Annotated in this window: 13 protein-coding genes; 12 read left to right on the forward strand and 1 reads right to left on the reverse strand. The window is 63.1% G+C overall.

Annotation, left to right across the window (positions count from 1 at the left end; all coding sequences use genetic code 11):
* The 9 genes from ACOHWE_RS13570 to argE all read left to right on the forward strand — a co-directional run.
* Window positions 1–236: integrase core domain-containing protein (locus tag ACOHWE_RS13570; RefSeq protein ID WP_420667120.1), on the forward strand; the 236-nt coding region annotated here is incomplete at its 5' end.
* A gap of 242 nt (window positions 237–478) precedes the next feature.
* Window positions 479–1,420 carry an agmatinase gene (gene speB, locus ACOHWE_RS13575; RefSeq protein WP_420667373.1) on the forward strand — a complete coding sequence of 314 codons (942 nt, stop codon included), beginning with the start codon at window positions 479–481 and terminating at the stop codon, window positions 1,418–1,420.
* Window positions 1,421–1,952: 532 nt separating this feature from the next.
* Entirely contained in the window at window positions 1,953–3,227 is a 1,275-nt protein-coding gene (locus ACOHWE_RS13580; protein ID WP_420667122.1) for a flavin-containing monooxygenase, read from the forward strand.
* Window positions 3,228–3,358: 131 nt separating this feature from the next.
* Entirely contained in the window at window positions 3,359–3,775 is a 417-nt protein-coding gene (locus tag ACOHWE_RS13585; RefSeq protein WP_420667123.1) for a RidA family protein, read from the forward strand.
* Window positions 3,776–3,897: 122 nt separating this feature from the next.
* On the forward strand, window positions 3,898–4,572 hold the full coding sequence (locus ACOHWE_RS13590; RefSeq protein WP_420667125.1) for a DUF1028 domain-containing protein: 675 nt from the start codon (window positions 3,898–3,900) through the stop codon (window positions 4,570–4,572).
* A gap of 24 nt (window positions 4,573–4,596) precedes the next feature.
* On the forward strand, window positions 4,597–6,093 hold the full coding sequence (locus ACOHWE_RS13595) for an aldehyde dehydrogenase (protein ID WP_420667127.1): 1,497 nt from the start codon (window positions 4,597–4,599) through the stop codon (window positions 6,091–6,093).
* 33 nt (window positions 6,094–6,126) lie between these two features.
* Window positions 6,127–7,077 (forward strand): LysR family transcriptional regulator, encoded by a 951-nt coding sequence (locus ACOHWE_RS13600; protein ID WP_420667129.1) that lies wholly within the window; start codon window positions 6,127–6,129, stop codon window positions 7,075–7,077.
* A gap of 92 nt (window positions 7,078–7,169) precedes the next feature.
* The gene (locus tag ACOHWE_RS13605; RefSeq protein WP_420667131.1) at window positions 7,170–9,239 is read left to right on the forward strand and encodes an oxidoreductase; all 2,070 of its coding nucleotides are present in this window, start codon (window positions 7,170–7,172) and stop codon (window positions 9,237–9,239) included.
* A gap of 2 nt (window positions 9,240–9,241) precedes the next feature.
* On the forward strand, window positions 9,242–10,381 hold the full coding sequence (gene argE, locus ACOHWE_RS13610; protein ID WP_420667133.1) for an acetylornithine deacetylase: 1,140 nt from the start codon (window positions 9,242–9,244) through the stop codon (window positions 10,379–10,381).
* Window positions 10,382–10,403: 22 nt separating this feature from the next.
* Here the strand turns inward: argE and ACOHWE_RS13615 are convergent, their stop codons facing one another.
* Complete coding sequence (locus tag ACOHWE_RS13615; protein ID WP_420667134.1) at window positions 10,404–11,786, reverse strand: aspartate ammonia-lyase; 1,383 nt, start codon at window positions 11,784–11,786, stop codon at window positions 10,404–10,406.
* A gap of 222 nt (window positions 11,787–12,008) precedes the next feature.
* On the opposite strand from ACOHWE_RS13615, the gene ACOHWE_RS13620 reads away from it, so the two are divergent.
* Genes ACOHWE_RS13620 through ACOHWE_RS13630 form a run of 3 tightly spaced genes read left to right on the forward strand, consistent with a single transcriptional unit; the run spans window position 12,009 to window position 14,881 of the window.
* Window positions 12,009–13,139, forward strand: a complete 1,131-nt coding sequence (locus ACOHWE_RS13620) for an ABC transporter ATP-binding protein (RefSeq protein WP_420667136.1) — start codon at window positions 12,009–12,011, stop codon at window positions 13,137–13,139.
* Window positions 13,139–14,068 (forward strand): ABC transporter permease, encoded by a 930-nt coding sequence (locus tag ACOHWE_RS13625; RefSeq protein ID WP_420667137.1) that lies wholly within the window; start codon window positions 13,139–13,141, stop codon window positions 14,066–14,068. The genes ACOHWE_RS13620 and ACOHWE_RS13625 overlap by 1 nt, the downstream gene beginning before the upstream one ends.
* 3 nt (window positions 14,069–14,071) lie before the next feature.
* Window positions 14,072–14,881: an ABC transporter permease gene (locus ACOHWE_RS13630; RefSeq protein ID WP_420667138.1), complete on the forward strand. Its 810-nt coding sequence runs from the start codon at window positions 14,072–14,074 to the stop codon at window positions 14,879–14,881.
* The last annotated feature ends 9 nt before the right edge of the window (window positions 14,882–14,890 follow it).

Below are 14,890 nucleotides of genomic sequence, written 5' to 3' on the forward strand. Positions count from 1 at the left end.
ACATCGCGCCAGGCAAGCCCATGCAGAACGGCTTTGTCGAAAGCTTCAACGGCCGCCTCCGGGACGAGTGCCTCAACGGGCACTTGTTCGCCAACCTGCGCCACGCCCGAGAGCTGATCGCGGCCTGGCGTGACGATTACAATCACCATCGCCCACATACGAGCCTCGACGGGCTCACCCCGCGGGAGTATCACCAACGGTCAAGAGAGGACCAAACCCTGAACGGAGCGGACTAATAACCGCGGACTCTGCGGGGAGCCCGTCATCTGTCCTCCGTTTCCTAACTATAGCGGTGGACCAGTTCAGATGGGGCATTCCATGCTGCGACTTGCGATTAGGCCTTACCTGATCAAGGGTTTCAATCTTTCGATTTGCGCCAGCTCACTCATGATGCGCATTTTTGAACCGCAACGGACTACCCGATACGCTTGGAATTCATTCTTCAACGCTGTCGCCTTCTGATTTGGGAGACGAAATCATGGTAGGTGCAACCGACCGCGCCTTTGTAGGAAATCATCAGTACGGCATGGGATATGAGCCCACCTATAGCGGTGCAAACAGCTTGTTTCGAAGACAATATTCGCGTGACCTCGAAGGGGCCGACATTGTCGTCTGGGGGGTGCCCTACGACCTGAGCGTCACTAACCGGCCCGGCTGCCGGTTTGGACCGCGCGGCATTCGCACCGCGTCGACCAATGTCGCCTGGGATGGCGGGCCGTGGCATTGGGACTTTGATCCTTTTGAAAAGCTGCGGATGGTTGATTACGGCGATTGCACGTTTGACCCAGGCTTCCCGGTGGATATCCCTGAAACGATTTACCAGGAAGCTAAGGGTATTCTGGAATCAAATGCGTTCGTGCTGACGATGGGCGGCGACCATTCGGTCACCGCCCCCATCTTGCGGGCACAGGCTGAGCGGCACGGGCCGGTCTCCCTCATCCAGATCGATGCTCATTCCGACACATGGGAAGAGCAGCCTAAGCGGTTTGACCATGGGTCGATGTTCTATCACGCCGCACAAGAAGGCATCGTGGACGCAGAGCATTCAATTCAGGTGGGGCTGCGGACATTTAACGCCAAATCGCACGGCTTCAACACGCTGACGGCCGAGTTTGTGCATGAGCAGGGCGTTGCAGCAACAGTGGCAAGGATCAAAGAGGCCGTCGGCGGCCGCCCGGCATACCTGACCTTTGACATTGACGCACTGGACCCTGCCTTTGCGCCCGGCACTGGCACACCGGTGTGCGGGGGGCTTACCACATGGCAGGCGATATCGCTGATCCGCAAGCTTGGCGGCGTGAACCTGATCGGCGCCGACGTCGTCGAGGTCTCTCCGCCCTATGACAATGCAGAAATCACCGCACTGGCCGGAGCTACGCTGCTTCTCGAAATGACCTGTCTCGTGGCATCGCAGAAATGAATTTGAAAGGCGGGGAGTTCTCCGCCTTTTCTTAAGAAGCGTCAATGCGAACCGGAATGCACCGTTTCCTGAAGTTGCTACTATCTCGCCTCTGCCGCAATAAACCCTTCAAAAGGAACCACCCGGCCGGTGGGAAGGCGGCTTACGCCATTCGATCAATGGCTATTCCGCCAATCACCCATCTCCGCAGTGCCGGCGGCTCCCATGCCGCCAGGACGTTTCTCAGATTGAGCCGCTTTGTTCCTCTTATCCCATCATGGGAGGGCCCGTTTGCCGATCCCGAAGAGAAGCGAGGCTCCGCGGACGACAAAGATTACCGCCTCGGAACCTTCCTCGATGACGCTTGATTTGAACCCGCCGAATGGAGAAGCGGAAATCAACGCAGACACCCTGCATTCAGCAGCTGGTTAGCTGTAAGCGAAGCAGGGATGAGCCATAGAGTTCTTTTTCCGAATTGGGTGATGTGAACATTCTGGCGGGGAAGACCGGCAGGGCAGCGGCCCGGGCCGGAGTGTCAGGAGAGGGTTTGGAAATGGCGGTTGAGAAGATAGACACGCTGGTTGTAGGGGCCGGGCAAGCCGGGGTGGCCATGAGCGAGCATCTGACCAGCCATGGCGTGCCGCATCTGGTGCTGGAAAAGAACCGGATCGCAGAGGCCTGGCGGACGGGGCGCTGGGACTCGCTGGTGGCCAATGGCCCGGCGTGGCATGACCGGTTCCCGAACCTGGAGTTCACGGATACCGATCCGGAGGCGTTTGCCGGCAAGGACCGGATCGCGGATTATTTTGTCGAATACGCCGAACGGTTCAATGCGCCGATCCGCACCGGCGTCGAGGTCAGCAAGGCCGAACGTATCAACGGCAGCGGCGGCTTCCGGGTCGAAACCTCGGGCGGGGTGATTGAGGCGCAGCGCATCGTGGCGGCAACCGGCGCCTTCCAGCATCCGGTGATTCCGCCGCTGGTGCCGGAAACCGCACCGGTGAACCAGCTCCATTCCTTCCACTACCGCAACCCCGATCAGCTGCCCGAAGGCGCGGTGCTGGTGGTGGGTGCAGGCTCCTCGGGCGCTCAGATCGCCGATGAGTTGAACCGGGCGGGCCGCAAAACCTATCTGTCGGTTGGCCCGCACGACCGCCCGCCGCGCATGTACCGGGGCCGGGATTTTGTCTGGTGGCTGGGGGTGCTGGGCCTGTGGGACCAGGCTGCACAGGAGCCGGGCAAGGAGCATGTGACGATCTCCGTCAGCGGCGCCTATGGCGGCCGGACCATGGATTTCCGCCGTCTGGCGGGCGAGGGGGTGACGCTGCTTGGCCTGACCGAGGCCTATGAAAACGGGACGATGAATTTTGCAGGCGATCTGCAGGACAATATCGCGGCCGGCGATGCCAACTATTTGAAGTTGCTGGATCTGGCGGATGCATATGTGGAACGCACCGGCATTGACCTGCCGGAGGAGCCGGAAGCCCGCAAGGCCTACCCCGATCCGGGCAGCCTGACCAATCCGATCCGGGCGCTGGACCTGGAGAAGGAAGGCATCGCCACCATTCTCTGGGCTACCGGTTTCCGGCAGGATTTCGGCTGGATGAAGGTGGATGCTTTCGACGAAAAAGGCCGCCCGCAGCATCAGCGCGGCGTGTCGCGCGAACCGGGGATCTATTTCCTGGGCCTGCCCTGGCAGTCGCGCCGAGGCTCGACCTTCATCTGGGGGGTCTGGCATGATGCCAAGCATGTGGCCGACCAGATTGCCATACAGCGCCACTACGAAGGCTACCGCGGCCCCGGCGAGCGCCGCGCCGGCGCGCTTTGAATGCGGGCTTAGCCGCAGCCGAAGCAAGGGGAAGCCAGAAGGTAATTTGGCTGTCCCGCTGCGCATGAGAGTTTCGCCGGGGAATGCAACACCGGCCCGCCCCCGCCATCCCGCCATGCCAGGAGGACATAATGGCCCATACCCGTATCCGCAAGTTCAACACATCGGACACTTACCCCGAACAAAACTTGGACAACGACCTGTGCCAGGCGGTGGTGACAGAAGGCGGCAAGACCGTCTATCTGCGCGGCCAGTGCCCGCAGAGCCTGGATGACGCCAGGAACATCGACAGCCACGACCCTGTCGAGCAGACTCGCAAGGTGATGCAGAACATCAAGCAGCTGATCGAGGAAGCGGGCGGCTCGATGGAGCATCTGGTGAAAGTGGTGGTCTACATCACCGATGTGCGCCACCGCGAGGCGGTTTACCGCACCATGGGGGAATACATCAAAGGGGTGCATCCCGTCTCCACCGGCCTTGTGGTGCAGGCGCTGGCGCGGCCGGAGTGGCTGGTCGAAATCGATGGGACTGCGGTTATTCCGGAGTGATCCGGACGCGTGGAGGGGGTCGTCTGCCCCCTCTGGAGCCTGCGGCTCAATTCACCCCCTAGGATATTTTCAGCCGGATGAAGAACGGATCCGTCTCCACTGGCTGGTGAGGAGGAAAGACGATGACATTTTCGCTTGTGGCGCGATGCGCGGAAACCGGGATGTTCGGGGTGGCGATTTCGTCGTCTTCGCCCGCGGTGGCGGCGCGCTGTTCCTTTGCCCGCGCGGGCGTTGGCGCGGTGGCCAGCCAGAACGTGACCGACCCCAGCCTGGGGCCGCTGGCGCTGGACCTGATGGAACAGGGGCTGACGGCGGCTGAGGCTATGGAGCAAGTCCGGGCGCAGGGCAAGTTCATCGAATACCGTCAGGTGCTGGCGGTGGACAAGGCAGGCGGCACTGCAATCCACTCGGGGCCGAACTCCCTGGGCATCTGGACCCAGGCGGAAGGGCAGGATGTGGCCTCGGGCGGCAACCTGCTGGCCAATGCCGGGGTGTGCCAGGCCATCGTGGACGGGTTTCAGGCGGCGGATGGCCATCTCGGCGACCGGCTGATTGCGGCCATGCGCGCCGGGCTGGCGGCGGGCGGCGAGGCCGGGCCGGTGCATTCGGCGGGCATGAAGCTGGTCGACAAGGTGAGCTGGCCGGTGGCCGACCTGCGCTGCGACTGGACCGAGGACTGCCCGATCGAGGCCGTTGCCACCGCCTGGGAAATCTACAAGCCGCAGCTGGACGCCTATGTCCAGCGCGCGCTCGACCCGCGCGAGGCGCCGTCCTACGGCGTGCCCGGGGACGAGTGACGGCGGCGCATCAGGGAGAAAGACATGCTGGACTACACTTACGATGACTGGAAGAGCCGCGCTGCGGCGCTGAGCTTCCGCGGGCAGGCCTTCATTGATGGCAAGTTTACCGATGCGGCCTCGGGCAAGACGTTCGCCAGTGTGAACCCCGCGACCGGAGAGGTTCTGGTGCAGGTTGCCGAATGTGATGCAGAGGACGTGAACCGCGCCGTGGCGGCCGGGCGCCGGGCTTTCGAGGACGGGCGCTGGTCGCGGCTGGCGCCGGGGGACCGCAAGGCGGTGATGCTGAAACTGGCGGACCTGATCCGGGAGAACCTAGAGGAGATGGCGCTGCTGGATTCCCTGGACATGGGCAAGTTGGTGACGGATGCCGTCACTGTGGACGTGCCCGGTTCCGCCCACTTCTTCCAGTGGTATGCCGAAGCCATCGACAAGGTCTATGACGAGGTGGCGCCCACCGGGCCGGGCGATCTGGCGCTGGTCTCCCGCGTGCCCCTGGGCGTTGTGGGGGCGGTGACGCCCTGGAACTTCCCGCTCGACATGGCGACCTGGAAGGCTGCGGCGGCGCTGGCGGCGGGCAATTCCGTGGTGCTGAAACCGGCGGAGCAGTCGCCTTTGTCGGCGCTGCGGCTGGCCGAACTGGCGGCAGAGGCCGGGGTGCCGGACGGGGTTTTCAACGTTGTGCCGGGCTATGGCGCCACCGCGGGCAGGGCGCTGGGGCTGCATATGGATTTGGATTGCCTGGCCTTCACCGGCTCCACCGCCATCGGCAAGATGTTCATGCAGTATTCCGGCCAGTCGAACCTGAAGCAGGTCTGGCCCGAAACCGGCGGCAAGAGCCCCAATCTGGTGTTTGCCGATTGCGGGGATCTGGACACCGCCGCCGACATGGCCGCCTTCGGGATCTTCTTCAACCAGGGCGAGGTCTGCTCGGCCAATTCGCGGCTGTATGTGGAGCGCTCCATCCAGCAGGAGTTCGTCGAGAAGCTGATCGCCCGGGCGGAGGCCACCCAGCCGGGGGACCCGCTGGACCCGGTCTCGAAAATGGGCGCCATCGTGGATGAGAAGCAGACCGAGGGCATCATGCGCTTTGTCGAGGCGGGCAAGCAGTCGGCCAATCTGGTTGCGGGCGGTGAACGCGTGACCGTGGACGGCAAGGGCTGTTTCGTGCAGCCGACGATCTTTGACGACGTGCGCCACGATGATCCCCTGGCGCGGGATGAGATCTTTGGCCCGGTGCTGTCGGTGATCCCCTTTGACAGCGAGGAGGAGGCTGTCGCCATGGCCAATGACTCAATCTACGGCCTTGCGGCCTCGGTCTGGACGGACAACCTCAACCGCGCCTGCCGGGTGGCGGACAGGCTGCAGGCAGGCACGGTCTCGGTCAATACGGTGGACGCGCTGTCGGCGCAGACGCCGTTCGGCGGCATGAAGCAATCCGGCTTCGGGCGCGACCTGTCGCTGCACAGCCTGGAAAAATACACGGCCTTGAAAACCACTTGGATCAAGTACCGGGCTTGATCGGCTTGGGCTGCGCCGGGCATAGTCGCTAACATGCCCTTGCGTTTCACCCTGCGCCAGCTGGAATATTTCGTTGCCGTCGGCGAGGCCGGGTCCATAGCCCTGGCCTCGGAGAAGGTGAATGTGTCCTCGCCGTCGATCTCGGCGGCGGTGTCGCAGCTGGAAAACGAGTTCGGCCTGCAGCTGTTCGTGCGCAAGCACGCGCAGGGCCTGTCGCTGACCCAGGCCGGGCATCAGTTCATGGATCAGGCGCGCGCTGTGCTGCATGAGGCCGGCGCGCTCAGCCGTCTGGCCGACAATATCTCTGGTTTCGTGCAAGGGCCCTTGTCGGTCGGCTGCCTCTTGACCTTTGCGCAGCTGATTGTGCCGGGGTTGCGCCGCCAGTTCGAGGCGCTCTATCCCGCTGTGACCATCAGCCAGATGGAGCGCGACCAGGCCGGGCTTATTAACCTGATCCGCCAGGCGCGGATCGACGTGGCGCTGACCTATGATCTGAACATTCCCGCCGATCTGAAATTCAACGCACTGGCAGAGCTGCCGCCCTATGCGCTGCTTTGCGAGGACCACCCGCTGGCGGACCGGGAAAGCGTCACAGTGGAAGAGCTGGCCGCGCACCCGATGGTGCTGCTGGACCTGCCGCTGAGCGCCGAATACTTCCTGTCCTTCTTTGAGGACGCGGGCGTCACCCCGCAAATTGCCGAGCGCACCCGCGACATGGCGGTGATGCGCGGGCTGGTGGCCAACGGATTCGGCTATTCCATCGCCAATATACGCCCGGTGACGGATATGGCGCCGGACGGGCGCAAGCTGAAGTTCGTGCCGATCGGCGGCAAGCTGCGGCCGATGCGGATGGGGCTGCTGACCGCGGAAGGTGCTGAAAACGTGCTGACGGTCAAGACCTTCATCGGTTATTGCCGGGAGCAGATCACCAGCGGCACCGTGCCTGGTATCCGCATTGAGGGCGGCGGTGGCGGGGCCGCTTAGGCGGCGGCTAATCAATGCTTCCGCAAGCGCAACTTTTGCCTTTGGCCCAGTCCTGTACCTTTCAGGGGCTCTTGCACCGAAGGAGATGGAAATTGCGCGATCCCCGCTATGATATTCTGTTCGAGCCGATGAAGATCGGCCCGCTCACCGCCAAGAACCGCTTTTACCAGGTACCCCACTGCAACGGCGGCGGCTACCGGGACCCCTCGGCCGCGGCTGCGATGCGGGGCATAAAGGCCGAAGGCGGCTGGGGCGTGATCTTCACCGAACAGTGCGAGATGCATCACACCTCGGAAATCACGCCGTTCATCGAGCTGCGCCTGTGGGAGGACAAGGACATCCCGCAACTGCGCAAGATGTCGGAGCGGATGAAGACCCACGGCGCGCTGGCGGGTATCCAGCTGGCCTATTCCGGCATCAACGGCCCGAACCTTTACACCAAGGAGGTGCCGCTGGCGCCTTCGGCCCTGCCGATCCGCACCTTCACCAATGACCCGGTGCAGGCGCGGGCGCTGGACAAGCAGGACATCAGGGACCTGCGCCGCTGGTTTGTGAACGCGGCCAAACGCTCCAAGAAGGCCGGGTTTGACCTGATCTGCCTTTATGGCGCGCATGGGTTCGGCATCTTCCAGCACTTCCTGAGCCGGGCAACCAACCAGCGCTCGGACGAATACGGCGGGAGTTTGGAGAACCGCGCCCGCTTCAGCCAGGAAGTCATCGCCGACATGCGCGATGCGGTGGGCGATACCATGGCGATCACCCTGCGGGTTTCCCTGGATGAGACCATCGGCGAGCTAGGGTTTTCCAACGCCGAGGTGCGGGATTACATCGAGATGAACAAGGACCTTCCGGACCTTTGGGATCTGGCGCAGGGCACCTGGGAGGATTGCTCCGGCCCCAGCCGTTTCAAGGAGGAGGCCGCCCAGGAACAGCTGGTGCGCGGCATTCATGAATTGACGGACAAGCCCATCGTCGGTGTCGGCCGGTTCACCAGCCCGGACGTGATGGCCAAGATGGTGAAATCCGGCACGCTGGACTTCATCGGCTGCGCGCGGCCGTCGATTGCCGACCCGTTCCTGCCCAAGAAGATCGAGGAAGGCCGCATCGAGGACATCCGTGAATGCATCGGCTGCAACATCTGCATCACCGGCGACATGACCATGTCGATCAGCCGCTGCACCCAGAACCCGACCTTCATGGAGGAATGGCGCAAGGGCTGGCATCCGGAGAAGATGAACGCCAAGGGCGGCAGCTCCAACGTGCTGGTGGTTGGCTCCGGCCCCGCCGGTCTGGAAGCCGCCTGGGCGCTGTGCCGCCGCGGCTATGACGTGGCCGTGGCCGAGGCCAAGGACGTGATCGGCGGGCGCGTCACCCGTGAACGCCAATTGCCGGGCCTCAATGCCTGGGGCCGGGTGGTGGATTACCGCGACTACCAGCTGAGCCAGCGCCCGAACGTGGAGATCTATCGCGAAAGCCCGCTGGACGCGGAAAGCATTCTGGAATTCGGGTTCGAAAATGTCTGCATCGCCACCGGCTCCACCTGGCGCCGCGACGGGGTTTCGCGCCAGCACGTGGTGCCGATGCCGATTGCCGAAGGCGCCAAGGTCTATACCCCGGACGACCTGATGGACGGCACCATCCCCGAGGGCCGCGTGGTGGTCTATGACGACGACCACTACTACATGGGCGGGGTGCTGGCCGAGTTGCTGGCCTCCAAGGGGGCGCAGGTGACGCTGGTCACGCCGTCGGCCTATGTCAGCGACTGGACCAACAACACGCTGGAGCAGGTGGCCATCCACCCTCGCCTGGTCGCGGCCGGGGTGGAGATCGTACTCAACCAGGGCATTACCGAAATTCACGCAGGCCATGTGGTCAGCAACTGCACCTACACCGACCGCACCTGGAACATTGAGGCCGATGCAGTGGTGATGATCGCCTCGCGCACCGGCAATGACAGCATCAACGAGGACATGCGCGCCCGCGAGGCGGAATGGGCGGATGCCGGCATTAAGTCGGTCAAGATCATCGGCGACGCCAGCGCGCCGGGGCCGATTGCCTGGGCGACCTATGCCGGCCACCGTTATGCCCGCGAGCTGGACGGCCCGGACATCGGCGACGCGCTGCCCTTCCGGCGCGAGATCACCGAACTGGCCGTGGACTGACGATGACAGCAACGCTGGATATACTGGAGCGGCTGATCGAGTTCGACACAGTCAGCCGCAACTCCAATCTGGAGCTTGCCGCCTATGCCGAGACGTTCCTGATGGAACGCGGCTTTGCAGTCATGCGGCTGCCCTCGCCGGACGGCAGCAAGACCGGGATCTATGCCGAGAAAGGCCCGGCGGGGCAGGGGGTTCTGCTGTCCGCCCACACCGACGTTGTGCCGGTGGACGGGCAGGACTGGACCCGTGACCCGTTCCGGCTGACCCTGGATGGTGACCGCGTCTACGGCCGCGGCACCACCGATATGAAGGGCTATGTGGCCAGCGTTCTGGCGCTGGCGGACCGGGCGGCAAAGGCGGATCTGAAAGAACCGCTGAAAATCGTGCTGTCTTATGACGAGGAGGTGGGCTGCCTCGGCATCCAGGAGATGCTGGAGCGCCTGGCGCCGCTAATCGGGCGGCCCCGCGCCTGTTTCGTGGGGGAGCCGACAGAGATGGAGGTCGCCACCGGCCACAAGGGCAAGGCCGCTTTGCGCGCGGTTTGCCACGGCCAAAGCGGCCATTCCGCCCTGGCCCCCAACTTCACCAATGCGCTGCATCTTGCCGGCGACTTTTTAACAGAGCTGCGCGCGCTGCAGGAAGACTTTGCCGCCAATGGCGCGCAGGATGATGCCTATGATGTGCCCTTTACCACTGTACACGCAGGCAAGATGTCCGGCGGCACGGCGCTCAATATCGTGCCGGACCGTGCCGAGCTGACGTTCGAGTACCGTCATCTGGCTGCCGACCGGGCCGAAGACATTCTGGTCCGCATTCAGGCCGCCGCCGAGCGGGTCAGCAAGCGCTATCCGGCGCAAGCCCGCGTCGAGGTGGAACAGTACAACGCCTATCCGGGCCTCGACGTGCCTGCAGACAGCCCCATCATCCCCTTTGTCCGGAAGCTTGCCCAAAGCAAAGGCACCACAAAGGTCGCCTTCGGCACTGAAGCAGGGTTCTTTGATCAGCTCGGCGTGCCCACCGTGGTCTGCGGCCCGGGGTCTATGGCGGGGCAGGGGCACAAGTCGGACGAATATCTGGAGCTGAGCCAGCTTGCCGGTTGCGACGCAATGATGGGCCGCATCCTGGACGATCTGACGGGTTGAGACCGGGGCCGCCGCACCCCCTTCAGCAGGCGGCATTGCCAAGAATTTCATCGGCTTTGCCGGCGGGCAAACGGCGGCTTTCCTCCAGCACCGCGCGGAGGCTGCGGCCGCTGGCCAAGGCCTCCTTGGCAATGGCGGCGGCGGCATCATAGCCCAGATGCGGCGCCAGGGCGGTGGCCAGCACCAGGCTGTTGTCCAGAAGCGCGGCGCAGCGGTCTTCGTTGGCGGTGATCCCTTTCACGCATTTCTCTGTCAGCACCCCGACGGCATTCTTCAGGATGCGGATGGATTCCAGCAGGTTATAGGCCACCACCGGCTCCATCGCATTAAGCTGCAACTGTCCGGCTTCCGCCGCCATGGTGATGGTCAGGTCATTGCCGATCACCTGGTAGCAGACCTGGTTGACCACTTCGGGAATCACCGGATTGACCTTGCCGGGCATGATCGACGACCCCGCCTGTACCGCGGGCAGGGTGATCTCACCGATCCCCGCCCGCGGGCCGGAGGACAACAACCGCAGATCGTTGCAGATTTTCGAGAGCTTTACCGCCACCCGTTTCAATATGCCGGAATAGGCGACGAAGGCGCCGAGGTCGGAAGAGGCCTCTATCAGGTTGCCGGCCTGCACCAGCTTAAACCCGGACAGCTTTGACAGGTGGCGCAGCGCCAAGTGTGCATAGCCCGGTTCTGCATTTACGCCGGTGCCGATGGCAGTGCCGCCCAGGTTCACCTCGGTCAGCAGACGGCTGATATCGCGCAACCGGTCAATGTCCTCTCCCACAGTAACGGCGAAGGCGGCGAACTCCAGCCCCAGGGACATCGGCACAGCGTCCTGCAGCTGGGTGCGGCCAACCTTGGCAATACCGTCGAAAGCCCGGGCGCGTTCTTCAAAGGCCTGCTGCAGCCCGTGCAGTGCCGCGCATAGCGGCGCGGTGCTGGCCAGCACCGCCAGCCGGATTGCGGTGGGGTAGACGTCATTGGTGGACTGGCCATGGTTCACGTCGTCATTCGGGTGCAGATACATGTAGTCGCCGGGGCGGTGCCCCAGCCGAATTAGGGCCAGGTTGGCGATCACCTCATTGGCGTTCATGTTGGTCGAGGTGCCGGCCCCGCCCTGGATCATGTCCACGCTGAAATGCTCATGATGCTGCCCGGCGATGATCTCCGCACAGACCGCGGTGATCACTGCGGCCTTGACCTGAGCCAGCCCGCCGGTCCCTGCATTGGCGCGGGCGGCGGCGGATTTCACCATCGCCAGCGCGTTCACCAGCGCCGGGAAATGCGACAGCGGCACGCCGGTGATCGGGAAGTTCTGCCGCGCCCGCTCCGTCTGGATGCCGTGCAGGGTGTCCGCGGGCAGCTCCACCTGCCCGATTGTGTCTCGTTCCGCGCGGGTGCCGTGCATGTTCTCACCGTTCGTTTGCTGGGAATGCCGCCACCGGCTTAGCGGCACCGGCGCACAGGCCAAAGATGCGGTTTCCGTTGCAGCGCTTAGGGATAGGCAAAGCAGCGGCAGGCTTTGCCCTTGGGTTAATTAGAGTGTTGTTTTTGCTGGATTTTAAAAGATTAGGCAAAGGCTAACGTTTGCTGAGGGAGTCAATTCTTAAAGCAGCCTCCTGCGCTTCCTATGCTGGATCAAACGATACGCGGCAGAGGAGAGGCGCAAGTGCCCGGCAATAAGACAGACGCGATTGATGTGCGCGATGCGGTCAAACGCTACGGGGATTTCACTGCCCTCAAGCGGATCTCGCTGACTATCAAGGACAATGAATTTTTCACGCTGCTGGGCCCGTCTGGCTGCGGCAAGACCACGCTATTGCGGATGATCGCCGGGTTCGAGGATGTGACCGAGGGCGAGATTCTGCTGTTCGGCGACGAGATCGCAAGCCTGCCGCCGCACAAGCGGCCGGTGAACACGGTGTTCCAGAACTATGCGCTGTTCCCGCATATGACGATTCTGGACAACGTGGCCTTTGGCCTGGAGATGCGCGGCAAATCCAAAGCCGCCGCCCGCAAACACGCGGGGGAGATGCTGGAGCTGGTCCAGCTGTCGCAATTCGCTGCACGCAAACCGTCCCAGCTCTCAGGCGGTCAGCAGCAGCGTGTGGCGCTGGCGCGTGCGCTGGCGCCACAACCTAAAGTCCTGCTTTTGGATGAGCCGCTATCGGCGCTCGACCTGAAGCTGCGCAAGCAGATGCAGCTGGAGCTCAAGCACCTGCAGCGCGAAACCGGGATCACCTTCATCTTCGTGACCCACGACCAGGAAGAGGCGCTCACCATGTCCGACCGCATCGCGGTGATGTCGGCGGGCGAGCTGCAGCAGCTGGACACCCCGACCGAAATCTATGAACAGCCGCGCAATATGTTCGTGGCGGATTTCATCGGCGAGACCAACTTGCTGGAGGTCTCTGTCGATAAGGTGATGAACGGCCGCGCGGTCTGCTACCTGGGCGGCGGCCACGCGCTGACCTGCAATTCGGTGGACGGCATCGGCGCAGGCGCCAAGGTGCATATGTCGGTGCGCCCCGAGCGGCTGTTCATGTCCGATGTGCCGGTGGAGGCAGAGAGCCTCAAGGGCCGGGTGGCCGAGAACATCTTTGTCGGCACCGACATCAGCACGCTGGTCGATCTGGCCGAGGGGCCGCAGTTCATCGTGCGGACCTCCAATTCCGACCGCGGCAACAAGCGGATCTTTGAGCCGGGCAGCGAGATTTTCGTCAACATGGAGCTGGGGGCCGGACGCCTCCTGATGGACTGATGGCAGCAGGCGCAGCAACCGGCGGCTCAGCCCGCGCAGACACCTACAAGGACGCCCGCGGCTGGCTGCTGCTGCCGTCCTGGGCGGTGCTCGGCATCTTTGTGCTGGGTCCCGTCGGCATGATGCTGGTCTATTCCTTCCTGACCAAGGAATTCCGCGGCGGTGTGATCTGGGAGTTCAGTCTCGCGGCATATGACCAGTTCTTCTTTGACCGCGGGCTGTTCGGGGATGAGCCGCCGAAGCTCGAATGGACCTATATCAGCATCTTCTGGCGCTCGATCTGGCAGGCTGGGGCAGCAACGCTGCTGAGCCTTCTGATCGGCTTTCCCACCGCCTATTTCATCGCCACCCGGCCCGAAAATGTGCGCCCCGTCTGGGTGTTCCTGATCACCATCCCCTATTGGGTGAACCTGCTGATCCGCACCGTCAGCATGAAGTTCCTCCTGCGCGATCAGGGGCCGCTGAATGATTTCCTGATCAGCACCGGGCTGATCGACAGCCCGATCCATATTATCAACACCAATTTCGCAGTGCAGCTGGGGCTGTTCTACTCCTACCTGCCGTTCATGGTGCTGCCGGTCTACGCCGCGGTGGAGCGCTACAACTTCTCGCTCTCCGAGGCAGCGGCGGATCTTTACGCCAGCAAATGGACCACCCTGCGCCGGATTGTGCTGCCCGCAGTGAAACCGGGCGTGGTGGCGGGCTGCATCCTGGTGTTCGTGCCGTCGATGGGCTCCTTCCTGGCGCCGGACCTTCTGGGCGGGGCCAAGAACTTTATGATCGGCTCGCTGATCGAGGAGCAGTTCAAGGGCAACGCGGGCAACTGGCCGTTCGGCGCAGCCGCCTCAATGCTCCTGCTGACCATGGTGCTGATCATCCTGATGTTCTCGGCCCGCCAGCAGGCCAAAGCAGACAAGGCAGGGAGCTGAGCCATGGCGCATGTGAAGGACAATATCAAAGCCTACAAGGGCTTCCGCGCCATCACCCTCTTGTGCCTGGTGGTCCTTTATGCCCCGCTGGTGATCGTCACCATCTACAGCTTCAACGCTTCTCAGTCGATCACCACTTGGGAGGGTGTCTCCTTCCGCTGGTACGCCGATGTGTTCACCGGCCCGGAAAGCGGCAAGTTCAAGACCGCAGCCTTCAACAGCTTCACCATCGCCATCATGGCGGCCACCGCCAGCACGATGATTGCCACGCTGGCAGCCACCGCGATGGTGCGCGGCGGCCAGTTCAAGCTGCGCACCGTGTCATTCGGCCTGATCAGCCTGCCGCTGATGGTGCCGGAGATCGTGACGGCGGTGGCCACCCTGATCTTCTTCAACGCCATCGGCTTCACCCGCGGCTACCTGACCATCCTGATCGCCCATATCGCCTTCTGCATCCCTTTTGCCTACCTGCCGATCTCGGCCCGGATGCAGGGGATCGAGGACAGCTTTGAACAGGCGGCAATGGACCTCTACGCGACCCGGCGGCAGGCTTTCACCAAGATCCTGATGCCGCTGATGGCGCCGGGCATCATCTCCGGCTTCCTCTTGGCCTTCATCGTCTCGCTCGATGACTTCATCATCACCAATTTCGTCAAGGGCGCGGGCGTCGAGACCTTGCCCACCGCGATCTTCGGCTCGGTCAAGCAGGGCATCAAACCCAACATCATGGCGATCTCGACCATGCTGCTGAGCGTTTCAATCGTGATGGTCACCATCAGCTACTTCGTCAGCAAATCCGACACCGACAAATGATCCAACCTG

Origin of the sequence: Cribrihabitans neustonicus, from assembly GCF_048820895.1 — a bacterium.
Classification (GTDB): domain Bacteria; phylum Pseudomonadota; class Alphaproteobacteria; order Rhodobacterales; family Rhodobacteraceae; genus Cribrihabitans_A; species Cribrihabitans_A neustonicus.